This window comes from Novosphingobium sp. HII-3 (genome assembly GCF_002916655.1).
GTDB classification, from domain to species: domain Bacteria; phylum Pseudomonadota; class Alphaproteobacteria; order Sphingomonadales; family Sphingomonadaceae; genus Novosphingobium; species Novosphingobium panipatense.
Genome location: NZ_PPSM01000036.1, coordinates 16,875 through 40,174 on the forward strand (window position 1 = coordinate 16,875; position 23,300 = coordinate 40,174).

The 23,300-nt window shown below is 63.5% G+C and carries 28 protein-coding genes; 8 read left to right on the forward strand and 20 right to left on the reverse strand.

What is annotated here, in order from left to right:
- Nucleotides 1-100: 100 nt before the first annotated feature.
- From C2R25_RS13025 to C2R25_RS13050, 6 genes are all read right to left on the reverse strand, one after another.
- On the reverse strand, nt 101-2,194 hold the full coding sequence (locus tag C2R25_RS13025) for a sodium-translocating pyrophosphatase (protein ID WP_103729622.1): 2,094 nt from the start codon (nt 2,192-2,194) through the stop codon (nt 101-103).
- 150 nt (nt 2,195-2,344) lie between these two features.
- Complete coding sequence (gene thiL, locus C2R25_RS13030) at nt 2,345-3,304, reverse strand: thiamine-phosphate kinase (RefSeq protein WP_103729623.1); 960 nt, start codon at nt 3,302-3,304, stop codon at nt 2,345-2,347.
- Between the two features lie 15 nt (nt 3,305-3,319).
- The gene (gene nusB, locus C2R25_RS13035) at nt 3,320-3,769 is read right to left on the reverse strand and encodes a transcription antitermination factor NusB (protein ID WP_103729624.1); all 450 of its coding nucleotides are present in this window, start codon (nt 3,767-3,769) and stop codon (nt 3,320-3,322) included.
- Nucleotides 3,766-5,055 carry a histidinol dehydrogenase gene (gene hisD / locus C2R25_RS13040; protein WP_103729625.1) on the reverse strand — a complete coding sequence of 430 codons (1,290 nt, stop codon included), beginning with the start codon at nt 5,053-5,055 and terminating at the stop codon, nt 3,766-3,768. Before hisD ends, nusB begins: the two co-directional genes overlap by 4 nt.
- Complete coding sequence (hisG, locus tag C2R25_RS13045; protein WP_103729626.1) at nt 5,055-5,720, reverse strand: ATP phosphoribosyltransferase; 666 nt, start codon at nt 5,718-5,720, stop codon at nt 5,055-5,057. Before hisG ends, hisD begins: the two co-directional genes overlap by 1 nt.
- Before the next feature lie 121 nt (nt 5,721-5,841).
- Complete coding sequence (locus C2R25_RS13050; protein WP_103729627.1) at nt 5,842-6,114, reverse strand: BolA family transcriptional regulator; 273 nt, start codon at nt 6,112-6,114, stop codon at nt 5,842-5,844.
- A 193-nt stretch (nt 6,115-6,307) separates the two neighbouring features.
- On the opposite strand from C2R25_RS13050, the gene C2R25_RS13055 reads away from it, so the two are divergent.
- Together C2R25_RS13055 and C2R25_RS13060 are read left to right on the forward strand one after the other, a co-directional pair.
- Nucleotides 6,308-6,745 (forward strand): DnaJ domain-containing protein, encoded by a 438-nt coding sequence (locus C2R25_RS13055; protein WP_369825709.1) that lies wholly within the window; start codon nt 6,308-6,310, stop codon nt 6,743-6,745.
- 131 nt (nt 6,746-6,876) lie between these two features.
- Nucleotides 6,877-8,022 carry a GGDEF domain-containing protein gene (locus C2R25_RS13060; protein ID WP_103729629.1) on the forward strand — a complete coding sequence of 382 codons (1,146 nt, stop codon included), beginning with the start codon at nt 6,877-6,879 and terminating at the stop codon, nt 8,020-8,022.
- 28 nt (nt 8,023-8,050) lie between these two features.
- Here the strand turns inward: C2R25_RS13060 and C2R25_RS13065 are convergent, their stop codons facing one another.
- From C2R25_RS13065 to C2R25_RS13080, 4 genes are read right to left on the reverse strand one after another with little or no spacing between them, the layout of a single operon-like run.
- A complete protein-coding gene (locus tag C2R25_RS13065; protein WP_103729630.1) occupies nt 8,051-8,677 on the reverse strand; it encodes a glutathione S-transferase family protein in 627 nt (208 codons plus the stop codon).
- 18 nt (nt 8,678-8,695) lie between these two features.
- Complete coding sequence (locus C2R25_RS13070; RefSeq protein ID WP_103729631.1) at nt 8,696-9,067, reverse strand: DUF1428 domain-containing protein; 372 nt, start codon at nt 9,065-9,067, stop codon at nt 8,696-8,698.
- A gap of 26 nt (nt 9,068-9,093) precedes the next feature.
- Nucleotides 9,094-9,786: a glutathione S-transferase family protein gene (locus tag C2R25_RS13075; protein ID WP_103729632.1), complete on the reverse strand. Its 693-nt coding sequence runs from the start codon at nt 9,784-9,786 to the stop codon at nt 9,094-9,096.
- A gap of 21 nt (nt 9,787-9,807) precedes the next feature.
- On the reverse strand, nt 9,808-10,236 hold the full coding sequence (locus C2R25_RS13080; protein ID WP_103729633.1) for a VOC family protein: 429 nt from the start codon (nt 10,234-10,236) through the stop codon (nt 9,808-9,810).
- Nucleotides 10,237-10,309: 73 nt separating this feature from the next.
- On the opposite strand from C2R25_RS13080, the gene C2R25_RS13085 reads away from it, so the two are divergent.
- A complete protein-coding gene (locus C2R25_RS13085; protein WP_103729634.1) occupies nt 10,310-11,056 on the forward strand; it encodes a helix-turn-helix domain-containing protein in 747 nt (248 codons plus the stop codon).
- Nucleotides 11,057-11,117: 61 nt separating this feature from the next.
- Nucleotides 11,118-12,107, forward strand: a complete 990-nt coding sequence (gene cobS / locus C2R25_RS13090; protein WP_103729635.1) for a cobaltochelatase subunit CobS — start codon at nt 11,118-11,120, stop codon at nt 12,105-12,107.
- A gap of 60 nt (nt 12,108-12,167) precedes the next feature.
- Here the strand turns inward: cobS and truA are convergent, their stop codons facing one another.
- The gene (truA, locus tag C2R25_RS13095) at nt 12,168-12,920 is read right to left on the reverse strand and encodes a tRNA pseudouridine(38-40) synthase TruA (RefSeq protein WP_103729636.1); all 753 of its coding nucleotides are present in this window, start codon (nt 12,918-12,920) and stop codon (nt 12,168-12,170) included.
- A 104-nt stretch (nt 12,921-13,024) separates the two neighbouring features.
- On the opposite strand from truA, the gene C2R25_RS13100 reads away from it, so the two are divergent.
- The gene (locus tag C2R25_RS13100) at nt 13,025-13,549 is read left to right on the forward strand and encodes a cupin domain-containing protein (RefSeq protein ID WP_103729637.1); all 525 of its coding nucleotides are present in this window, start codon (nt 13,025-13,027) and stop codon (nt 13,547-13,549) included.
- A gap of 2 nt (nt 13,550-13,551) precedes the next feature.
- Here C2R25_RS13100 and fmt read toward each other — a convergent pair whose 3' ends face one another.
- Nucleotides 13,552-14,535 (reverse strand): methionyl-tRNA formyltransferase, encoded by a 984-nt coding sequence (gene fmt / locus C2R25_RS13105; protein ID WP_369825710.1) that lies wholly within the window; start codon nt 14,533-14,535, stop codon nt 13,552-13,554.
- Between fmt and recR the strand changes: the two genes are divergently transcribed.
- The 3 genes from recR (at nt 14,534) to rmuC (ending at nt 17,374) form a co-directional block, all read left to right on the forward strand.
- Nucleotides 14,534-15,130 carry a recombination mediator RecR gene (gene recR, locus C2R25_RS13110; RefSeq protein ID WP_103729639.1) on the forward strand — a complete coding sequence of 199 codons (597 nt, stop codon included), beginning with the start codon at nt 14,534-14,536 and terminating at the stop codon, nt 15,128-15,130. The genes fmt and recR overlap by 2 nt on opposite strands.
- Nucleotides 15,131-15,190: 60 nt before the next feature.
- On the forward strand, nt 15,191-15,760 hold the full coding sequence (gene def / locus C2R25_RS13115) for a peptide deformylase (RefSeq protein WP_103729640.1): 570 nt from the start codon (nt 15,191-15,193) through the stop codon (nt 15,758-15,760).
- Between the two features lie 72 nt (nt 15,761-15,832).
- Entirely contained in the window at nt 15,833-17,374 is a 1,542-nt protein-coding gene (gene rmuC / locus C2R25_RS13120; protein WP_103729641.1) for a DNA recombination protein RmuC, read from the forward strand.
- Nucleotides 17,375-17,382: 8 nt separating this feature from the next.
- Here the strand turns inward: rmuC and C2R25_RS13125 are convergent, their stop codons facing one another.
- The 8 genes from C2R25_RS13125 to C2R25_RS13160 are packed head-to-tail and all read right to left on the reverse strand — an operon-like array spanning nt 17,383 to nt 23,154.
- On the reverse strand, nt 17,383-17,805 hold the full coding sequence (locus tag C2R25_RS13125) for an META domain-containing protein (RefSeq protein WP_103729642.1): 423 nt from the start codon (nt 17,803-17,805) through the stop codon (nt 17,383-17,385).
- 47 nt (nt 17,806-17,852) lie between these two features.
- On the reverse strand, nt 17,853-18,686 hold the full coding sequence (locus C2R25_RS13130) for an RNA methyltransferase (protein WP_103729643.1): 834 nt from the start codon (nt 18,684-18,686) through the stop codon (nt 17,853-17,855).
- Entirely contained in the window at nt 18,683-18,961 is a 279-nt protein-coding gene (locus C2R25_RS13135) for an HPr family phosphocarrier protein (RefSeq protein WP_103729644.1), read from the reverse strand. Before C2R25_RS13135 ends, C2R25_RS13130 begins: the two co-directional genes overlap by 4 nt.
- A complete protein-coding gene (locus C2R25_RS13140; protein WP_103729645.1) occupies nt 18,958-19,362 on the reverse strand; it encodes a PTS sugar transporter subunit IIA in 405 nt (134 codons plus the stop codon). The genes C2R25_RS13135 and C2R25_RS13140 overlap by 4 nt, the downstream gene beginning before the upstream one ends.
- Nucleotides 19,363-19,410: 48 nt before the next feature.
- A complete protein-coding gene (rapZ, locus tag C2R25_RS13145; protein WP_103729646.1) occupies nt 19,411-20,337 on the reverse strand; it encodes an RNase adapter RapZ in 927 nt (308 codons plus the stop codon).
- A 48-nt stretch (nt 20,338-20,385) separates the two neighbouring features.
- The gene (locus C2R25_RS13150) at nt 20,386-20,829 is read right to left on the reverse strand and encodes an HPr kinase/phosphorylase (protein WP_103729647.1); all 444 of its coding nucleotides are present in this window, start codon (nt 20,827-20,829) and stop codon (nt 20,386-20,388) included.
- Nucleotides 20,826-22,412, reverse strand: a complete 1,587-nt coding sequence (locus C2R25_RS13155; RefSeq protein WP_103729648.1) for a stimulus-sensing domain-containing protein — start codon at nt 22,410-22,412, stop codon at nt 20,826-20,828. The genes C2R25_RS13150 and C2R25_RS13155 overlap by 4 nt, the downstream gene beginning before the upstream one ends.
- Entirely contained in the window at nt 22,405-23,154 is a 750-nt protein-coding gene (locus tag C2R25_RS13160) for a response regulator transcription factor (protein WP_199183841.1), read from the reverse strand. The genes C2R25_RS13155 and C2R25_RS13160 overlap by 8 nt, the downstream gene beginning before the upstream one ends.
- Nucleotides 23,155-23,300 lie beyond the last annotated feature (146 nt).

Consider the following 23,300-nt stretch of genomic DNA (forward strand, 5'->3'; position numbering starts at 1 on the left):
TCTGCGTGCGGTGCACCGGCGGAGGCTTAGATCCGACCGGTCAAGAAAAGGATAACGGGGTGAGGCATCTCCGAGGTCACCCCCCGGAGATGCGGGCATCTCATCCTCCGGCGAGGGCAGCCAGAAGCAGCAGGGCCACGATGTTGGTGATCTTGATCATCGGGTTCACCGCCGGACCTGCAGTGTCTTTGTAAGGGTCGCCCACGGTGTCTCCGGTCACTGCAGCCTTGTGGGCCTCGGACCCTTTGCCGCCGTGATTCCCGTCCTCGATGTACTTCTTGGCGTTGTCCCACGCACCGCCGCCCGAGGTCATCGAAAGCGCGACGAAGAGTCCCCCGACGATGACGCCAAGGAGCAAGGCGCCCAGCGCGGCGAAGCCGTTCTCCGCGCCGGCCACCCAGCCGACGACGAAGTAGACCGCGATCGGCGCCAGCACCGGGAGAAGCGAGGGGAGGATCATCTCCTTGATTGCCGCCTTGGTGACAAGATCGACCGTGCGTGCGTAGTCCGGCTTTTCGACGTAGGTCATGATGCCGGGTTTCTCCCGAAACTGCTCGCGAACGTCGACCACCACGTCTCCGGCGGCGCGACCGACGGCGGTCATGCCCATTGCGCCAAAAAGATACGGCAGCAGGGCGCCGAGCAGCAGGCCGACGATGACGTAGGGGTTTTCGAGACTGAAGTTCACGGTGAGGCCGGGGAAGAACTCCCGAAGGTCGGTGGTGTAGGCCGCGAACAGCACCAGCGCTGCAAGGCCCGCCGAGCCGATGGCATACCCCTTGGTGACCGCCTTGGTCGTATTGCCAACCGCATCGAGAGCGTCGGTCTTCTCGCGAACGGCGTCGTCCAGACCCGCCATCTCGGCGATGCCGCCGGCATTGTCCGTGACGGGGCCGTAGGCATCGAGCGCCACCACCATCCCGGCAAGGGCGAGCATTGCCGTGGCGGCATAGGCGATGCCGAGAAGACCGGCCAGCTGATAGGCGATGACGATACCGGCCACGATGACGAGCGTCGGCAAGGCGGTCGCTTCCAGGCTGATCGCCAGCCCCTGAATCACGTTGGTGCCGTGCCCCGTGACCGAAGCCTTCGCTATCGATCGGACCGGGCGGTAACTGGTGCCGGTATAGTACTCGGTAATCCATATGATGAGGCCGGTGATGACCAGGCCCAGCAGCGCGCAGTAGAACAGCGTGGTGCCGCTGAAATCGCCAGCCCCGATCGGTGCGCTCATGTCGCCAAGCGCATAGCTCACGGCCCACCAGATCGCCGGGACCGAGAGCAGGGCCGTCACAAGGAAGCCCTTGTACATGGCGCCCATGATGTTCTTCGAGCTGCCCAGGCGGACGAAGTAGGTGCCGATGATGGAGGTCACGATGCAGACGCCGCCGATCAGCAGGGGGAGGGCCATCATGGCGCCGAGGTTTTCCGCGCCGCTGAGGAGCAGCGCCGTCAGCACCATCGTGGCGCCAACAGTAACCACGTAGGTTTCGAAAAGGTCTGCGGCCATGCCGGCACAATCGCCCACATTGTCTCCCACGTTGTCGGCGATGACGGCAGGGTTGCGGGGGTCATCCTCGGGAATGCCGGCTTCGACTTTCCCGACCAGGTCGGCCCCCACGTCCGCCGCCTTGGTGAAGATGCCGCCGCCGAGCCGCGCGAAAATGGAAATGAGGGAGGCCCCGAAGGCCAGCGCCGTCAGCGCTTCGACCACGGTACGGTCTTCCCCGCCGACAGAGTGACCGGCCGGTCCTGTCAGGTACCAGTAGAAGACCGCAATCGCCAGAAGGGCGAGACCCGCCACCAGCATCCCGGTGATGGCTCCCGCTCGAAAGGCGAGCGTCAGGCCCGCCTGCAGCCCCGTCTGCGCCGCCGCCGCCGTGCGCACGTTCGATCGAACCGATATGTTCATCCCGATGAACCCGGCGACGCCTGACAGGACCGCACCGATAGCGAAGCCCGTGGCCGACACGGCGCCAAGAGCGAACGCGATGATGGCCGCTACGATCACGCCGACGACGGCGATGGTGGAATATTGCCGCTTGAGGTAGGCTTGCGCGCCTTCCTGTATCGCGGCGGCTATCTCCTGCATCTTTTCGGAGCCTGCGGGAGCACTCAGCACCTGACGACTGGTCACGAAGCCATAGATGATGGCCACTAACCCCAGGGCAATTGAAATCGTGATCAAGTTCACGAAGCTGTCCCCTTCCCATTTTTCAGGATATCGGCGGGTTTTCCCGTCCGCGGGAACTAGGGCTATAGTGAAGCCCCGGAAGTAGCAAGAGTGTTGCGTAGAGCACAACGAGGGAGAAGGAGTCGTGACGATTGCACTGACATCCGCGTGTCAGTGCTCGTAGCCGAGTCTTTCCGGGAGCGGTACGTCGTTCCCTTGGTAGGACAGCGCCAGCCCGCTGCCCATTTCTACAGTGCCAATCCTCGTCAGACGATGGCCGAGCCTCTCGCCAGTTGCCTGGATCTGCCGCGCATGTTCGGCAGGCGCCGTGAAGAGCAGCTGGTAGTCGTCGCCGGCGGTCATCGCCGTCAGGCGGGTTTCCGCCGTGTCCTGCGCGACGGTGAGGTATGAAGGAGACAGGGGAACCGCCTCCATCCGGACGGAGATCGCCAGCCCGCTTGCTTCCGCCATCCGCCGTGCATCGACAAGAAGACCGTCGGAGATGTCCATCATGGCGTTCACCTGCGGCGCCAGCGCGGCCCCGAGCCACGCGTCGGGACGAGGGCGTCGGTAGCTTTCCGCCAGCACGAGCAGAGCGTCCGGCGGCCCCTGCAGGGCGCCCATTGCAGCCTGCAGGCCCAGACCCGCGTCTCCGATGGGCCCGCTCACCCACACCTCGTCGCGCGGGCGCGCAGCCGTGCGGGATGGCACCGTGACGCCGTTCGGCACGGCGCCCAGCGCAGTCAGTGAGAAGCTTCGGGCGGAGCCATTGGGCATCCGGACGGTATCGCCTCCCAGCAGCGGTATCGCGAAGGCGCGGCAAGCCTCATCAAGGCCTGCGAGAAAACGTCGGTCCCAGTCGTCCTTTCCGAGCGCATGGGAGTAGAGGCACCCTACAGGTGTGGCTCCTTTGGCCGAAAGATCGGATACGTTGACCGCCACCAGCTTCCATGCGACATCCGCCGGCGGATCGTCAGCCAGATAGTGGACGCCCTCGACCACCGTATCAAGTGTCAGCACAAGGCACGCATCGCCAATGGCCAGCACGGCTGCATCGTCGGCAAGGCGACGAGCAGCCGGATCGGTCGCGATGGCGCGCAGGGCCTGGATGAAGGCGGATTCGCCGGTCATCCCGGGATCATGCCCTTAACGGACGACCTTCGCGACGGAATCGAGCACGCCATTGGCAAATTTCGCTTCACGGGCATCGAAGAAGGCGTGCGCCACGTCGAGGTATTCGCTGATCGCCGCGCCTGTCGGCACATCCGCGCGCGCCATGAGCTCGTAGGTTCCGGCGCGCAGGATCTGCAGCATCGTCTTGTCCAGGCGGGCGAGCGACCAGCCTTCGGTAAGCTTGGAGGCGAGCAGTTCGTCGATTTCGTCGCGGCGCGCGATGACGCCCTTCACGACGTCGTCGAAGAAGGCAACCTCCGCCTGAGCGAACTGAGCGTCGTCGATCTCCATCCCGAGCCGGTGCCGGTGAAATTCGTCCAGAAGAGAAGGAAGCGGTGTCGCTTCCATGTCGAACTGGTAGAGCGCCTGCACGGCGGCAAGGCGCGCTGCGGCGCGCTTCTGCTTGGAGCTTGGATTGGTCATCTGGAAAGCCTTACGGAAATTGAGCGTGCGTGCGCGGGAAGCCCTTCCGCATTGGCGAGGGCGACGGCAGCGGGGCCGATGGCTTCCAGCGCAGCCTGGTCGAGTTGGATGAAGCTGGTGCGCTTCATGAAATCAAGAACGGACAGGCCCGACGAGAACCGCGCCCTGCGTCCCGTGGGGAGTACGTGGTTCGGTCCAGCGACATAGTCACCGACGGCTTCGGGCGTCATCCGGCCGAGGAAGATGGAACCGGCGTGTCGGATGCGGCGCATCAGGCTTTCCGGATCATCGGTAGCGATCTCTACGTGTTCCGCCGCCAGGGCGTTCGCAAGCGAGGGCGCCTCGTCCAGCGTGTCCACGTCAATGATGACGCCGTTCACCGACCAGCTGTCGCGCGCCGTCCGCTGCGTGGCGAGCGTCGAAAGTTCCGTTTCCACCGCGCGAGCGACGTCGTCTGCAAAGGCCGCATCGTCCGTGATGAGGATGGACTGCGAGGTCGGATCATGTTCCGCCTGGCTGAGAAGATCGGCTGCGATCCGAACGGGATCGTTCGCGGCGTCGGCTATGACGAGGATCTCGCTCGGCCCTGCCACCATGTCGATGCCGACGACGCCGTAGAGTTGGCGCTTCGCTTCGGCGACCCAGGCGTTCCCGGGACCAGTGACGACATCAACGCGTGCGATGCGGTCCGTGCCGTAGGCAAGGGCGCCGACCGCGTGGGCACCGCCGACACGCCAGACCTCATCAACGCCCGCGAGGTGAGCCGCGGCAAGGACAAGCGGGTTGACCTCGCCACCGGGCGTAGGCGTGACGACCACGAGCCGCGGGACGCCTGCCACCTTTGCCGGGATAGCGTTCATAAGCAGCGAAGACGGATAGGCCGCACGCCCGCCAGGCACATAGAGGCCCGCCGCATCCACCGCGTTCCAGATCGCTCCAAGGCGGACGCCCTGGGCGTCGGTATAGTCCCGGTTCTCGGGCAGCTGGGCAGCGTGGTAGGCGCGGATCCGCTCCGCAGCCAGCTCCAGCGCCGATCGCAACGAGGGCTCCAGGGTATCAAAGGCCGCCTTGCAGTCTGCCGCGCTGACCTGCCATCCGGTCCTGTCAAGGTCATGGCCATCGAAGCGACGTGTATAATCCGCCAGAGCCGCGTCGCCGCGCTGGCGGACGTCCTTGAGAATGGCCGCGACGTCTGCGGCTACATCGACGGCGCTTTCGCGACGATCGCTGACCACACGATCGAATGCCTCGGCAAAGCCGGGCTGCCTGCTGGAAAGACGCAGCATCAGGTGCTTGCCTCTGCCGGGACCTTCTGGGCAACCAATGCGCGGAAGGCTTCCACCAGAGCGCCAACGCGCTCATCCGTCTTGAGGGCGGCGCGGTTGACGATCAGCCGCGCGGAAATGTCGAGGATGCGGCTCGTTTCCACAAGGCCGTTTTCCTTGAGCGTGCGCCCGGTGGAGACAAGGTCGACGATCCGGCTCGACAGGCCGAGTGACGGGGCCAGTTCCATCGCGCCGTTCAGCTTGACGACTTCCGCCTGCACGCCGAGCTTCTCGAAATGGCGACGGGTCAGGTTCGGGTACTTGCTGGCGATGCGCAAGTGAGACGGCAGGGCGCCGCCGGTTTCGCCCTCGCGCTCGGCCACGGACAGGCGGCAGTGACCGATGTCGAGATCCACCGGCGCATAGAGATCCGGATAAGCGAATTCCTCCACCACGTCCGATCCCACAATGCCGACCTGCGCCGCTCCGTGAGCCACGAAGGTGGCCACGTCGAAGGCACGGACCCGGATGAGGCGCATGTCGCTGCCTTCACACGCGAACGAAAGAGCGCGTGACTTCTTGTCGTGAAACTCCGCCTCGGGAATGACATCGGCGCGCGCCATGAGGGGCAGCGCCTCATCGAGGATTCGGCCTTTGGGCACGGCGAAGGTCAGGGGTGTCGGCATGGTGCGCGCATTTAGGCGCGCATTTGCCTGAGAGCAACCGGTGATGATGCGATCAGTTCACCCAGGACCCTTCGCCTCGCACGGCAGTGCGGACAGGCGTAGGGGCTTGGCGGTGGAAACGCTACTCGCCCGGCGCGCTGGCTCGGATCGCCACGGCATGGACGCGGTTGCCGGGAATGTCGCCGAGTGCCGCATTGACGAGGCGCTGGCGCTGAAGTCGCGACGTTCCGGCGAACTGCGCGCTTTCTATGATGATGGTGAAGTGCGATTCGCCGCTCCCATCGTCACCGGCATGGCCGCGGTGGGAGGCGGAATCATTGACCACGTCCAGCGCGGTCGGAGCGAATGCGGCGGTCAGCAACTGCCGCATTTCCTGTTCGAGAGGTCCTGACATGGGGTTTCATTTACGCGATCAATCCCCCATCTGAAAGATGGTGAGACAGCATAGATTTCATGGACGGTACGAATCCACAGGGCGTGAATGCACCTGGCCGGGATGCGGGGAGGCGGGGGAGTTCCGGGCCCCCGGTGGACGGCCTTCAGGTTTCGATGGGCCGGGGGACTTCCGCTGGTTCTGCCTTGAGCATGTGCGTGAATTCAACTCCGGCTACGACTACTTCGACGGAATGGACGCTGAAGAGATCCTTCGGGCGCAGTCACCCCTGCACGGCTGGGAGACGCAGACGCGGGCGTTCCGGCCCGATGCCGGTGTGGACGGCTCCCCGCGCTGGTCGGACTTTGCCGATCCCCTCGAGGCGATACAGGCCCGCGCCAGGGCGCATGTGAAACGCCGTCAGGCTGACCTGCGGCCTGAGAATGCGCGCTTCACGCCGAACGAGCGGCGAGCACTGGACGCGCTGGGCCTTGCTGCGGACGTGGATCGCAAGACGCTGCGTCTGCGCTACACCCGATTGCTGCGCCAGTTCCATCCCGACCATAACGGCGGCGATCACAGTTACGCGTCGCGGCTCCAGAGTGTCGTCGAGGCTTATCAACTGTTGATCAAGTCAACGGCCTTTGCCTGAATGACCTTTTAGCAGCTCATAAATTGAGGGAGCGGTGCCAGCCATGCGACATGGGCCCGGCAGATTAGGGCTTTAGCGCCGCGTTAACTCCGTCCTTATACGTGGGGCGCCTACAGCCGCTCGGTGCCCGCATGAAATTCGACTCCGCCACTCTCCTGACAACTGCCTTCCTCACGTTGCTGTTGTTCGGCCTTGTCTTCATCACGCTGGCGCGGTTTTCGGTGCGCAGCGGCGCGCGATGGTGGGTCACGACCTTCTTCCTCGGTGCTTCCGGTTTCTTCCTCATGGTCGTTCCGGCGGGAAGCGACAGCGGCATCAGGATACTGGCCAACACACTGTTTCTTACCGCTTACGCCTGCTGCCATGCCGGTGCGCGCGCATTGGGGGGGCGGCGACCGGTGCGACGGTCCGTGGCGGGTGGGTTGATGGTGTGGCCGCTCCTGATCCTCACCTTCGATCCGGGCTTTGACGACCGGGTTTCGATCTGCTCGCTTCTCGTCAGCGCCTATTCGGCCGCGACCGCCTACGAGTTCGCGCGCGGCGCACGAAGAGAAGAGCGCAGCCGCATCATCGCTGCCGGGCTGTGTGGCGCGCATGCGCTGTTCTACCTCGTGCGCAGCGTCTTGGGCCCTGCTCTGGGGTTGGGCCTCTTGCGCACGGAAGCGACGATCGGTCATTGGGCAGCGGCTGTTGCATTGGAAATCGTGCTCTTCGCTGCAGCGCTCGCCGTCCTGGTGTTCGGGGCGACGCTTGAGCGTCGTGGTCTGGAGGACAGGCAGGCCGCCTACACCGATTTCCTGACAGGCATCGGAAGCCGCCGCGCCTTCGAAGCCGCGATGGCGGCATTCCTTTCCAATACGAAAGGCCATGATCCCGCCAGCCTTGTTCTTCTTGACCTCGACCATTTCAAGGAGGTCAATGACCGCCTGGGACACGATGCGGGCGATCAGCTGCTCAGGACCATCGCGAACGTGATCGCAGAGCAGCTCCCCGAACCGAACCTGTTCTGGCGCCTTGGAGGTGACGAGTTCGCGCTGCTGCTGCGCGGCTACGATCGAGAGCGTGCGCAAGTGATGCGAGATGGTTTGCGCAAGACGGTGGAAACGTCCTCCCGTATTCAACGGGCGGGAGCAGGCTCCCCCGTATCCATCAGCCTCGGCGTTGCCGAAGTGACGGAAGACGCAGAGCTGGCCGATATCGTCCGCTCTGCAGACGCAGCGTTGTACCGGGACAAGACCCGCCCGCGCGCCGTCCCCAACGTGGTGAACGCCGCCTGAGCCCGCGCCCGGCGCAACCGGGCGTGCGTTACTTCTTCATCTCGTCGATCAGGCGCGCGTCGATCCCCTTGGCTGCCTGATAGGCTGGCCTCTGCTGGCACCGCTCCGCATAGGCGACGAGCGAGGGAAGAGGGGGTATCAGGCCAAAGGTCATTCCCCAGTCGATCTGGCTGCCTACGTAAACGTCGCCCATGGTGAAACGGGTGCCGCAAATCCAGTCGTCCTCAGCCAATTTCTCCTCGATGGCGCCTATTGCACGGTCGAAGTTGCCCCAGCCGGCCATCATCTCCTGTTCCGGACCGGGTTCAAATTTCAAGGCACGGGACGTGATGGCCTGCTCGATGGGGCCCGCCGCGAAGAATACCCAACGGTAGTAGTCGGCCATTTCCCCGTCGTTAGGCAGGAGCCTGGCCTCGGGGTGCATTTCGGCAAGATAGAGGCAGATCGCGGCCCCTTCGCTGATGGTCCTGTCCCGATCCTCGGCGTGGTGGACGAGCGTCGGGACCTTGGCCATGGCATTTGCGCTCAGCAGGGCGGCCGGCTTGTTCTTCCAGTCAACCAGGACCTGATCGTAATCGGCGCCGGCTTCATGGAGGGCCCAGCGTGCGATCTGTCCACGCGACATCGGGTTGGTGAAGAACGTGTAGTCAGCCATTCCGATGCTTCCCCTTCGTCAGCTTCCGAGTTCCACGACAGGAGTGAAGCCACCGAAGATCATCCGTCCGCCGTCGAAGGGCATCGGATTCGTATTCGGATCAAGGCGCGGGTCCATCTTTGCCGCATCCATCACGCTGGCCATTCCCTTGTCGCGCGTGGCCTTGTCGGGCCATTCAATCCACGAGAAGACCACGGCCTCGTCGCCCTTGCAACCGACGGACCGGAAGAAATCGGTCTGCTTGCCTTCCGGAACATCGTCCTGCCAGCATTCCACGATGCGCAACGCGCCGTGCTCCATGAAGACGGCATCGCCCTGCTGTGCATGCGCGATGAACTTGTCCTTGTTCGCCTTCGGAACGGCGAGGACGAAACCTTCCACGTAGTTCATTTTCAGGCTCCTGTTGCAGTCGTTCTCTATACCGGATCCTTCTGTCGCGGATCATGCTGCGCGAAAGGGGCAAGCTGTGCTTCCAGCGCGCGGGCGAAGGCCGGTCGGCTGGTGGCACGGTCCAGATAGGATGAGAGTGTGGGGTGACTCATCAGGAGATCGTCATCGCCGCCGGCCTTCACGAGCGATCGCAGGATCGTCGCCATAGCGATGTCAGCCACGGAGAACTCACCAGCCAGCCACTCCTTGTCCCGAAGCGCGGTCTCCAGCCGCTGCAGTCGCAGGCGACATGCCTCAAGCAGCGAAGGGCGTCGCAAGGGCGCCCACTCTTCGTTGCGCGAAAAGATCGAGACGGCGGCAAGCTCGAAGAGAAAGGGCTCGATGGAGTTGAAGGCGGCAAACAGCCAGCTCAGGATACGTCCGCGCTCCTGAGTGCCGGGCGCGGGCAGGGCATGCGCCTTCTCTGCCAGGTGAAGCAGTATGGCGCCGCTTTCGAAGATGTCGACGTCCCCGTCACGGAGGAACGGAACCTGCCCCCACGGCTGATCGTCGTAGTACCATTCGGGCCGTTCGAGCGCGCTGATGAGGCGAACCTTGTAGGGAAAGCCGAACTCCTCGCATGCCCAGCGGGCGCGCAGATCCCTTACCTGGCCCTGCGCGAAGGAGGGGACCCATTCGAACGCGGTGATTTCGATCGAGGGTGCGGGATTTTCGGGCATCGGTTTTCCTTGCTTGAAGGTTCAGGCTGAAGCGGGCGCTTCCACATCTCCGGACACTGCGGCTGGGTCCATCCACATCACTTCCCAGACATGCCCGTCCGGATCGGCGAAGGCCCGGCTGGCCATGAAGCCGTGATCCTGGGAGGGGTTGATGTCCGAGACACCACCCGCTTGCCCCGCCTTGCTGCTGAGGCGGTCGACGTCCTCCCGACTGTCGCAGGAGAGGCAGAGCATCACTTCGCTGGTGTCTGGCGCCGCGATAGGCCGGTCGGTGAATGTCTTCCATTTCTCATGAGTGAGGATCATCACGAAGATGGTGTCGGACCACACCATGCACGCGGCGGTTTCATCCGTGAATCGCGGTTCGTTCACGAAGCCAAGTGCCGCGTAGAAGGATCTGGCTTTTGCAAGGTCTGCGACAGGCAAATTCACGAAGATCATGCGGGTCATTGTCCAGTCTCCCTCGAATGATGTGATTCGTGGCTTGCGTCATGCTGGACCTGTGCGGTAACTGAAAGCAACCATGAAGTTGCGAAACGAAACTATTTCGGGTGAGTCTGTTTCCTCTCCCGCCTGCGGCAGTGCCCTGGCTCAAGACGAGCAACCGGTTCACGGGCGCTGGTACAGCGACGCTTGCGGCGCCGCCTTTGCGATGGAACTGGTGGGCGAACGGTGGTCGTTCCTCATCGCTCGCGAATTGCTGCTGGGTCCGCAGCGGTTTTCCGAGATCCGCACGCAGCTGCCGGGCCTGAGCGCGAAGACACTTGCCGAACGTCTGCAGACGCTGGAACGCAATGGTGTTGTCCGGCGCGAAACCCTGGCGCCGCCGGCCTCAGTAAAGGTGTATGGCCTGACGGAGTGGGGGCGAGCGCTGGAACCCGCCATGCAGGCCCTGCTGCGGTGGTCCGTGCAATCGCCTTTGCACAACCCGACCCTGCCGCTCACCCCTGTGTCTCTCATGCTCTCTCTGCGTGCGCTGCTTCACCCGGAGCGGATCGGTGACCTGCGGCTGACCGTTGCTTTTCGGGTGAGTGAAAGATCCTTCGTCGCCCGGCTGGACGAAGCCGGTCTCTGCATTGATCCCGCGGGCGATGGTGACCCGGCGGCTGACCTGCGCTTCGCCGCGCCCTTGAGCTTGCCGTTCCTGATGCTGTTCTACGGCAAGCGTGCTCCGGCCGACGTACAATCCCTTAAGATCGAAGGCGATCCGGCGCTGGCAAAAAGGTTTGTTGATCTTTTCGATCTTCCGGCCAGATGCCCGGCAGGATGAACCGAGATGACGTAAAGCTTATTGCGATGCAGCGTCACGTCCTTTAGGCGATTGCCTTGAGATGACAGACTCCACGAACAAGACCGAGAACCGCGACGCCACCGTGCTGGCTGCTCCCGACATTGAACTCGACGTTCGAGAAACGTTCGGGATCGACATCGACATGAAGGTGCCCGCCTTCTCCGTCGCCGACGAGCGCGTGCCGGATCTTGATGAAACCTACGTCTTCGATCCGGACACCACTCTGGCGATCCTGGCGGGTTTCGCTTACAATCGTCGTGTGATGGTGCAGGGCTATCACGGCACGGGTAAGTCGACGCACATCGAACAGGTTGCCGCGCGCCTGAAATGGCCGTGCATTCGCATCAACCTCGATGCGCACATCAGCCGCATCGACCTGATCGGGCGCGATGCGATCGTCCTGCGCAATGGAATGCAGGTCACGGAATTCCGGGAAGGCCTGCTTCCCTGGGCACTTCAGCATCCGGTCGCTCTCGTCTTCGACGAATACGACGCGGGCCGTCCCGACGTCATGTTCGTGATCCAGCGAATCCTGGAAACCGAAGGCAAGCTGACGCTTCTGGACCAGAACCGCGTTATCCGGCCGGACAGGCACTTCCGCCTGTTCGCCACGGCCAACACGGTCGGCCTGGGCGATACGTCCGGGCTCTACCACGGCACGCAGCAGATCAACCAGGGCCAGATGGATCGCTGGAATCTCGTGGTTGCCTTGAACTACCTGCCGGCTGACACCGAGACCGGGATCGTCGCGGCCAAGGTGCCGCAGATCAGCCGCGACGTCATCAGCAACATGGTGAAGGTGGCGGATTTCTCCCGCCAGGGTTTCATGACGGGCGACATCTCCACGGTCATGAGCCCCCGCACCGTCATCACCTGGGCGCAGAACGCGGCGATCTTCAACGACGTCGGTTTCGCGTTCCGGCTTTCGTTCCTCAACAAGTGCGATGAGACGGAGCGCATGCTGGTCGCCGAATATTACCAGCGCGTGTTCGGCCAGGACCTGCCGGAAAGCGTCGTCGCTAAGGCCTGACGGCAACCTTCCGGGAACGTGCAGGCGCGCCCGTCTTCCGAACGGGCGCGCTTCGCCTTTTCAGGGCCGGTCTTCCGGATAGGTCGCGCGGACGAAGTACAGCCCGTCAGGTGGAGCGTTCAAGCCGAGCGTCTGCCGGTCCCTTGCCGCAAGTGCCTCGGCAACCTGCTCCTCCCGCCAGCGTCCCATCCCGACAAGCGCAAGGCACCCGACCATCGAACGCACCTGATGGTGCAGGAAGCTGCGGGCTTCGGCTTCGATCAGCACCATGTCACCCTCCCGTCTGACGGCGAGCCGATCCAGCGTCTTCAGAGGCGAGGCTGACTGGCAATGAACGGACCGGAAAGTCGTAAAGTCGTGGCGGCCGACGAGCGCCTGCGCGGACCGGTGCATGGCCCGCGCGTCCAGCGGCTTGGCCACTTGCCATGCTTTGCCCCGCTCCAGCGTAAGCGGAGCACGCCGATTGGCGATGCGATAGATATAAGCTCGACCCGTGCAGGAAAAGCGGGCGTGCCAATCGTCCGGCACGACCTCGCAGGCCAGCACCGCCACCGGTGCCGGACGCAGCCGTGCGTTTAGCGCCTCCATCAGTCGAAACGCGTCGAATGGCTTCGCGACGTCGAGGTGCGCTCGCATTCCCAGGCCGTGAACGCCTGCATCGGTCCGGCCTGCGGCATGCATCACGGTACGCTCCCCCGTGACGGTGAAAGCCGCATCCTCGATGGCCTGCTGAATGGAGGGGCCGTGAGCCTGACGCTGCAGCCCCATGAAGGGGCCGCCGTCAAATTCGATGGTAAGCGCATAGCGGGTCATTTCGCCACGCCGATACAGGACGCTTGCCCGGACGCAAAGGCCTTCGAAGGGTTGGCGAGCGCAAGGCGCACTGGCACCATCGCGCGAACGGGAAAGGATCTGACATGACCGACAGCCAGGACCCACCATTCGCAATTTACCGCGGAGCGGACGCGCCGACGCTCGAAGAATGCGGCTGCATGACGTATGAGGGAGAGACTCCCAACCTCGTGCAGATACAGCCGAAATTGGCCGAAGCCATGCAGGTCCGGGGGGAGTACGCGGACGTGCCGTATCGCCGCGAAGGCATGAGCCTTGCGCGGCTCTGGGTGAAAAGCGGCTTTCCGCTGCCTCTGCATTCGCACGATTGCGACTGTCTCTACTACATCGTCGCAGGCTCAATCCGGATGGGCACCGAAACGCTGAGTGCCGGCGATGGCTTCTTCGTGGCTGCGGAGGTGCCCTATTCCTATACGGCCGGGCCTGAGGGCGCGGAGGTGCTGGAGTTTCGTGGGACTGACCGTTTCAACATCCGGGTCAGGGACAAGCCGGTTTCGGCGTGGGAGAAGACAGCTGCGGTACTGCGCGAAAGCCATTCCCGCTGGCGCGAGGAACAGCCTCCGGTGCGCAGAATGCCGCAGAAGCGCTGAGTTCAACCAAGTTTCGTGCCGGCGGGGATCGGCTTGCCACGAAGAAGGTCGGCCGCGTCCATGGCAGGCTTGCCGGCGCGCTGGATGCGCCTGATCTGTATGGCGCCCGTGCCGCATCCGACCGTCAGCCGATCGTCGAGCGTGCTTCCAGGCGCACCTTCGAGATCGGTCACGTCGGCCGCCAACACTTTGTAACGTTCACCGTCCAGTTCGAAGAAGGCCCCGGGGGCGGGAGCAAAGGCCCGGACTTGACGCTCCACCGCGACGGCAGGCTGCGCGAAGTCCAGGCGCGCCTCGGCCTTGTCGATCTTTCGTGCGTAGGTGACACCGTCTTCGGGTTGCGCCACCGGTCGATGGACGGCAAGGTCGCGCAGGGTGCCGATCAGCAGCTGGGCCCCTTTCTCCGCCAGTTCAGCGGTCAGTTCGCCTGCCGTCTTTCGCTCGACCGTGGTCCGCAGGGTAGCCAGCATCGGACCGGTGTCCAGGCCCGCTTCCATCTGCATGATGGTGATTCCCGTCGTAGGATCTCCGGCAAGGATCGCCCGCTGAATCGGCGCCGCGCCCCGCCAGCGGGGCAGGATCGAGGCGTGAATGTTCAGACAGCCCAGGCGCGGCGCGTTCAGGACGGATTGTGGCAGGATGAGGCCATAAGCGGCGACGACGGCGATATCCGCTTCAAGAGCGCTGAAGGCCGCCTGCTCCTCCGCCGGTTTGAGCGAGACGGGGTGGCGTACGGCTATACCACGGGCTTCCGCCTCCCTCTGCACGGCCGAGGGTGTCAGCTCCTTTCCGCGGCGGCCGCCCGGCCGGGGTGGCTGGGTGTAGACCGCCACCACTTGGTGCCCTGCCTCGATCAGTGCGACGAGTGCCGGCACGGCGAAATCGGGTGTCCCCATGAAGATGACGCGCATGATGTGGGGAACTCCAGGCAAGTGTAGGTGAGCGGGGTTTCTAACGGCTGGCGCAGGCCCTATCTGCGGAACCATGGCATCGCAAGAGATCGAGACGCTGACCGCCGCACTGTCACGCCTGCCCGGCCTTGGCCCGCGCTCGGCGAGGCGCGCCGTCCTTTGGCTTATCAAGCGGCGGGAAACTGCCCTTGTCCAACTGCTGGACGCGCTCGGCGCCGTGCGCGAAGCGCTTGTGGAATGCCGCACCTGCGGCAATGTGGATACCACGGATCCCTGCGGCATCTGTGCGGACGTTCGCCGCGACGCCCGCTCGATCTGCGTGGTCGAAGAGGTGGCGGATCTTTGGGCGCTCGATAGGGCGCGTCTTTTTACGGGCAAGTACCACGTCCTTGGTGGGCGGCTTTCGGCGCTGGATGGCATCCGCCCTGAGGATCTCGCGATCGACACACTGCTCGCGCGAGTGAGCCAGGGGAAAGTCGACGAAGTGCTGTTGGCCATGAACGCCACGCTGGAAGGCCAGACGACCGCCCACTACCTGGCCGAGCGCCTGGAAGGGTTCCCGGTCAGGGTTACTCAACTCGCGCACGGCCTGCCAGTCGGAGGTGAACTGGATTACCTTGACGAAGGCACCCTTGCCCAGGCCATCCGGGCGCGGCGGCCGGTAGCATGATCCGATAAGTCCTTCCGGCGCATCCTTGCGAAAAGGGGCGGTCGGGATTATCTGGCGCCCATGGCTATTCGCGAAATCCTCGAAGTTCCCGACCCGCGCCTCAAGCAGGTGTCCGTTCCCGTCGAAAAGTTCGACGACGAGCTCAAGACGCTCGTCGGAGACATGTTCGAGACGATGTACGACGCTCCCGGTATTGGCCTGGCTGCCATTCAGGTCGGCGTGCCTTTGCGCGTGCTGGTGATCGACCTCCAGCCGGAGGATGAGGATGCCGAGCCGGAGGTTTGCACCGCGCATGGTGGGCATCACCACACCCATCGGCCGACTCGGAAGGAGCCCCGGATCTTCATCAATCCGGAAATCCTCGATCCTTCGGAAGACCATACGGTCTACCAGGAGGGCTGTCTGTCCGTCCCCGAGATCTACGCCGATGTGGAGCGCCCGACGCGGATCCGCGCACGCTGGCAGGATCTTGATGGCAAGACGCACGAGGAAGAGATGGAGGGCCTGCTGGCGATCTGTCTGCAGCACGAGATGGATCATCTCGAAGGCATCCTGTTCATCGATCATCTCTCGCGTTTGAAGCGGCAGATGGCGCTGAAGAAGCTGGAAAAGCTGCGCAAGGTGGCCTGAGCCCGCGAATAATTCGCGACTGATCGCGAAGGCGCTCTGGCGTTCTTGAAATGTTCCGGTTAGGCTGGAATCATGGACGCTCTTCTGATCTCGATTTTCGCGCTCGTCATTGGCCTTGTCTGCGGCTGGTTCGCCGGCGCCCGGCCCGCTGCACAATGGCGAGCGCAGGCGGCTTCGCGAGAGCGCGAGGCACGGGAAAGTGACGCGAAGTATCTTCGTGCCTTCGCCGAAGTCGAGGCGCTGAGGGAGCGTGCGGCCAGGGTCGACGCCTTGGAGCAGACGCTGGAGCGCGTTCGCCGCGAGCATGAAGCCGCGGCCGAACGGCTGCGGCACGAAGGCGCCTGCGCCGTGGAGCGCACTCGCACCGACCTTACGGACCTGCTGAACAGGGCCCGTGTCGAGCACGCGGGGCGCATTGACGGCCTGCTGCGCGAACAGCGGGCCCTGTCGGACGAACTCGCCACGCTTCGGGAAAAGTCGGCAAACTTCGACGAGCAGAAGCGTCTTTTGGTGGAAGCACAGGAAGGGCTGCGCAAGGAGTTCGAAAATGCAGGCGCGAAGGTGCTTGCAGGCGCGCAAGAGGCTTTCCTGCGGAGCGCCAGCGAACGGTTCGCGCAAAGCGAGAAAACAAGTGCGGAGCGCATTAGCGCTATTCTGGCACCGGTCGGGCAGCGTCTGAAAAGCTATGAGGAACAGGTTTCGGCGCTTGAGGCGAAGCGTGTGGACGCTTTCGGGCAACTCACCGGCCAGATCGAAGCTTTACGTGTCGGCCAGGAGATGGTGCGCGCCGAGGCGGTGCGGTTGGGCAATTCCTTGCGCAATGCTCCCAAGGCTCGCGGCCGGTGGGGTGAGCAGCAACTGAAGAACGTGCTCGAACAGTGCGGACTTACCGAGCACACGGATTTCGAGACCGAGCAATCGATCAACACCGAAGAGGGGCGCCTTCGTCCGGACGCCATCGTCAGGGTGCCGGGCAACAAGCAACTGGTGATCGACGCGAAGGTGTCGCTCAACGCCTACCAGGATGCGTTCGAGGCCGAGGACGAGGCTGCGCGCACGGCTTTCCTGACCCAGCACGCGACATCAATGCGCAATCACATTCAAGCTCTGGGCGCAAAGAGCTATCAGAGTCAGTTTGAGAATGCTCCGGATTACGTGATCATGTTCGTGCCCGGCGAACATTTCATCGCCGCCGCCCTTGATCACGATTCAGGGCTCTGGGACTTCGCATTCGACCGCAAGGTGCTTCTTGCCAGCCCAACCAACTTGGTCGCGATCGCCCGAACCATCGCGCAGGTCTGGCAGCAGGAGGGGTTGGCACGGGAAGCACGAGAGATCGGAAAGCTCGGTTCGGACCTCTACGACAGCCTTGCCAAGACGCAGGAGGATCTCGGTAAGGTGGGCGTGCATCTTGGTCGCGCGGTCAACAGCTTCAACGACTTCGCGCGCACCTACGAAACCAACGTGATGAGCCGCGGCCGACGCCTCGGTGAAAAGCACATCAAGATCGGCAAGCGTACAATTTCGGATGATGTCGCTTCGATCGAAGTGTCACCGCGTTTCGCGGACGCACCACGGCAGATCGAAGGCGTTACGGCGGAAGATGTCGGCTGATCGTGTGGTCAGTCGACACGCACCAGTTCAGCTGTATGTCCGCTGGAGCGGAGGACGATCCGGCTACCTTCTGCGGTGACTGTGGGTGCCGCGACCAGCAGGGCGCCCAACGCATTGCCCTGCTCCCAGGAAGTCTTTGAACAGGGCGCGTCGCTTTGTGCAAACGGGCCGGCCAGCAGGCGATTCTGCTCCAGGCGCCAAGGCCCTTCGAACCGATTGCAGCCCGCATGGACCACGATGTCCGGGCCTTCGAAGGAAAGCCGCGCCGCCTTCGAGGCGGGACGCTCCCCATCTATGCGTACAAAATGCCAGGTTCCGCTCGCCAGGGATTCGGACGCGGGGCCGCGATGGCTGCTGATGGAATGCTCGCCAGTGTCCGAGCACCCAGTTGCGAGCAGGGCCCAAAGGAGGAGAGGGGCGAGTCGTTGCATGACTTCCCGCCCATAGACGCTGCCGGCTGAGGGGTGGATGAACGGGACTAAGCTGGGCGCAAGTGCGCCAGAGCCTCGTAGGCAAGGACTGCGCCTGCGACGGCGGCATTGAGGCTGTCGGCACGACCAAGCATCGGTATCGTGACGCGAAGGTCGCAGGCTTCTTCGTAGGCGCTCGGCAAGCCCTGTGACTCGTTCCCGACCATGAGGAAGCAGGGCGCGGTGTAGTGGGCCCGCCGGTAATCCGTAGGATCACGCAGCGACGCCGCAACAAGCTGGCCTGTGCCTTCACGTAGCCAGGCCTGGAACTCGTCCCATCGCGCCACGGCCAGGCGCTGCGTGAAGATCGCGCCCATGCTGGCGCGTACCGCCTCGACCGAAAAGGGATCGGCGCAGTCATCGAGGAGGATCAGACCTCCGGCGCCGACTGCATCCCCCGTCCGCAACATCGTGCCGAGGTTGCCCGGATCGCGCAGGGCTTGTGCAACAAGCCAGATCGGCGAGGCGGTCCGGTCCAGGTTGGACAGTCGGGTGTCGAACTCAGCGAAGACGCCGGCGACGGCCTGCGGATTGTCCTTGCCCGTCACTTTGGCAAGGATATCCACGTCCATCTCCACGATCTCGCCGCCGGCAGCTGCGACGGCCTGCTCAAGAGCATCAAGCAGGGGATGAGGATCGCGGCCGATCGCCATGACCAGCATTTCGGGAACGACACCACACTCTCGCGCGTCCGTCAGCAGACGCAGGCCTTCAGCCAGAAAGCGCCGTTCCCGCTTACGGTGCTTCTTGTCCCTCAGCGAACGGAGAAACTTGACCAAGGGATTGGAGAAGCCGGTGATCGTGCGGCGCGTCGAGCCGTCCGGTGAAGGAAAACCGTTCACTCTTCGCCGAAGCCGTCACGCACGAGGGTGGTCAACGTCGAAAGAGCGTCATTGGCTCCATCGCCAGAGCAGGCGATCTCGATAGTATCGCCTTTGGCCGCACCGAGCATCATCAAGCCAAGGATGGACCCCCCGGCGGCGGACATGCCATCCTTGCTGACGGTTACGGAAACGGTCCCCGGCAGATCCGAGACATGACTCACGAATTTCGCGCTCGCCCGGGCATGAAGGCCGCGCTTGTTGACGATACGAACCGCTTCCCGGCAGTCAATCATGCATCCTGCCCCAGGTACTCACTGGCCACGGTGATATAGTTGCGGCCCGCATCGCGGGCGGCCGAGATCGCTTCGCGAACCGGCATGCAGCCCCGTGCTTTTGCCAGACGAATCAACATGGGTAGATTGATGCCCGCAATCACTTCGACCTTGCCGGCCTGCATGAGCGAAATGGCAAGATTGGACGGGGTCCCGCCGAACAGGTCGGTGAGGATGATGACGCCTTCGCCGCTATCGACCTTGAGGATGGCATCGGCAATTTCCGAGCGGCGGCGCTCCATATCGTCGTTCGGGCCAATGCATACAGTTTCCACGTCGGCTTGGTCACCGACGACGTGTTCCATCGCGTGTACAAACTCCTCGGCGAGATTGCCGTGAGTAACCAGAATCATACCGATCATGCCGGGAATGCGCTCCGAAAATCCTGCGATCGCCCCCGGATCGTCTCTCTATTTCTCACGCCGGAGACCTCCTTCGAGAAGATCGGCCGCCCGCGAGCCCAGGTTGCGATGCAGCAATGTGGGCGAAAATCCTGCGTGACGCAAGGCCGCTGCAATCCGCTCAGCGGTGAATACGGAGCGGTGTCTCCCTCCGGTACAGCCAAACGCGACGTGCACATAGGCCTTGCCCTGCGTCTGATACCGAGGAAGCAGCATCAGGAGGAGATCGCGAATGCGCGTGTAGGCCTCGTCCCAGGCGGGATCCTTCTGGATGTACGCGCCGACGGCCGGGTCCTGACCTGTTTGCGGACGCAACACCGGATCCCAGTGCGGATTGTCGAGGAAACGCATGTCAAACACGAGATCGGCGATCGGCGGCATCCCGCGGGAGAATCCGAAACTGGATACCGTGAGCGTGAGGGCATCCGAAGTCCCGTCCGCGAAGCGTTCGCGCATGGCACGCTGCAGATCGTTCGTCGTGAAGTCGGTCGTGTCCAGCAAAAGGTCCGCCCAGCGCCGCAATGGGGCCAGCAATTCGCGCTCGGCGCGAATGCCGCTGCCGACCGGGCTTCCGGCGGCGAGGGCGTGGCGTCGGCGCGTTTCATTGTAGCGCCGTTCCAGTTCCTTGCTGGAGCAATCGAGGAAGAGCGTCGTCAGTTCGATGCCGCTTCTGTCGCCCAGAGCCTTTACCTGAGCGATGATCCGCTCGGGATCGAAGCCGCGCGTGCGCGAGTCAAACCCGATCGCGAGCGGAGTCTTGTCTCCGGCCGGGGTGCCTTCGACAAGGGCATCGAGCATGCGGATAGGGAAGTTGTCGACGATCTCCCAGCCGAGATCCTCGAGCACGCGCAAGGCAGTCGTCTTGCCGGCGCCCAACATACCGGTGACCAGCAGCACCCGCTGCCTTTCCCGCCGATCGTCTGCTTCGTTCCCCATCACTCTTATCTGCGCCTTGCCGTGCGGAAAGGAAAGGGGGGCAACGGCTTAGCCCGCCATTCTCTCCGGAAACGGCAGGCCATAATGGGCCAGGGCCAGTTCGGCCTTCAGCGGCAGGATGAGACTCTCAGGGTGCAGGCTGAGGAATGGCAGGTAAACACCGGCAATGGCCGATCGTCCCGGTCCTTCGACATAGCGAGGAGCGGATGGCTGTAGCTCAAGGACGATTGCGACAGGAGCTTGGTCCAGGCAAGGGAAGGGAAGGATGCCCAGGTTGCGCACCTCCAGCAGCCCCTTCGTCGAAGGATGGGGACTGGCCACCAGCGTTCCCTCACTGCAGGCCAGCAGTATGGAGTCGTCGCCGATCAAGCGCGCACCACGGTCCATCAGCGCAAGGGCCAGGCTCGACTTGCCGACGCCCGGCGGGCCTTCGATCAGGATCGCTCGCCCCGCTATCGCAACGCAGGTCGATTGCCTCGGAAAAGGCGTCATGGTGCCGTCTCCCACAGGGGAAGGGAGATGAGCAAGCGGGCGCCCGGGGCACCATCAAGCCTGTCGGTGGCCTGCAGTCGGCCGAAATGGGCCTCCACTATCGTGCGTGCAATCGCGAGGCCGAGACCGCTGTGAGTCCCGAACTCCTCGCGGGAGGGGCGAAGCGAGTGAAAGCGCTCGAATACGCGCTCCCTCGCGGCGCTGGGAATGCCGGGACCATGATCGACCACGGCGATGTTCACGCGCTTGTCGGTTTGCGAAAGGGTGATCTCGATCGGCCCCTTCGGCGGTGAGAAGGAGACCGCGTTGTCGAGCAGGTTCTGAAGCACCCGCTCCAACCGTGCCGCATCACCGGGCACGGTCAAAGCGCCGCCTTGAGTTCGCGTGTTCTCCTGCACGATGGTGATCGGGCAAGTGCCGTTGACGCCCCGCTGTTCCCGCTCCGCGACGAGCGCGCGAACGAGGCGCCCCATGTCGACGGGCTCGAAGGTGGTGCGACTGAGCTGGGCGTCAATCCGGCTGGCGTCCGCGATCTCGGTGACAAGGAAGTCGATACGCCGTACGTCGTCTTTCGCGATGCCGACGAGTTGCTGCTGCAAGTTCGGATCCTCCACCCGCTCGAGTGTCTCCAGAGCGCTGCGCAGGCTGGTGAGCGGGTTTTTCAGTTCGTGAGCGACGTCGGCGGCGAAGCTCTCCACCGCGTCGATTCTCTGTCGCAGGGCACCACTCATGTCCGAGATTGCACGGGCGAGCAGACCGATTTCGTCCCGTCTGGCGGGAAGGCGCGGCACGATCACGCTGCGATCACGGCCGAGCCGCACGCGCACGGCAGCCCGCACGAGTTTGCGCAGGGGCTCGACGATCGTACGGGCCAGGAAAAGCGAAAGCAGGATCGATACCGCCAAGGCACCGCCAACGATGATGGCGAGGGTCTGGCGGGCCATGCGTACATTCTCGGTGATGTCGCGGGCATTTCGGGTGGCAAGCAGTGCCTCGCCTTCCATTCCGACAGGGGTGGCGGCGATGATGACTGGCGTGCGGTCGGGCGCGGCCTTGTGGCTGATCCAGGTTCGTTGGTGCTCAAGAGCGGCGGCGATTTCCGGCCAGGCTCTCGATCGCGTGTCTGTGGGATCGCGATAGGCCGGAATGGGCGGGGTACCCAGCAGGAAGTCCATGCCGCTATCAAGTAGCCTCGCCGCATCCTGCAGCCATGGCTCGGAGGCTGGGTCGATAAGACGATAGGACGGGGCCGCCAGCGCGAAGCTGTCGCCTACCAGTTTGCCGTCGCGATCGAACAGGCGCAGTCGCAGTCGCTGATCTGCGCCGATGCGAACGAGCATGGCGAGGCGGTCGGCCAAAGGTTCATGGGCGAGGGCGATAGCCGTTATCTCAACTTCGGATTCGGCCAGGCGATAGCGCTCCGCCAGCAGTTCGTTCCGATAGCTGTCGATGTAGAAGAGGCTGCCCGCCAAGAGAGCCAGGGCGATGATGTTTACCGCGAGGATTCGGACGGTGAGCGATACCCGCCAGGGCATGGCCAGTCGCACGGGAAGCCTTCCAGCGGAGAAAGGCCGCTCATCCATCGGCAAATGAGTAGCCCGCGCCGTACAGCGTATCGATGGCGGAAAATTCGGCGTCCACGGCGCGGAACTTCCGGCGCAGCCGCTTTATGTGGCTGTCGATGGTGCGGTCATCAACATAGACGTCTTCACTGTAGGCCGCGTCCATCAGTTGGTTGCGGCTTTTCACCACGCCCGGCCTGACGGCGAGGGCTTCGAGTATCAGGAACTCGGTCACCGTCAGGGAAACGGCCTTGCCGTCCCAGGACACCTGGTGCCGGGCCGGATCCAGGGTCAGCCGGCCACGTGCGATGGGATCCGGCACGTCGGAGGCGGCAGCGTCTTCCAGGGGAGCCCTGGCAAGCTCGCTGCGCCGCAGAATGGCCCGGATTCGTGCAATCAGAAGGCGTTGGCTGAAGGGCTTAGCAATGTAATCGTCTGCTCCCATCGCCAGGCCGAGCGCTTCATCCGGCTCTTCGTCCTTGGACGTCAGGAAGATGACCGGCAGCCTCGATTGCGCCCGTAGAGCCTTCAACAATTCGAGGCCATCCATGCGAGGCATCTTGATGTCGAAGATGGCAAGATCGGGCGGATTTTCGAGCAATGCCTTCAGCGCCGTCTCCCCATCGGCATAGACACGCGTGGCGAAACCTTCTGCGTGGAGGCCGATCGACAGGGTTGCGAGTATGTTGCGATCGTCATCGACGAGGGCGATCGTCTGCGGGCGGGCATCAGCCGTGTACTTCTGAGTGGCGGCGTCGGCCATGGCTGCTGAGGCGAGGCTCTCTTCCTGCATGAGCGCTTTTGACTAGCCGTATTGCACGGCCATGGCAATTCAGCCCCGCGAGGATTAATTATGGAGAGGTATAACCCTTGTATGTTCCATTTGTCGTCGATTTGACGGAAAAGAAA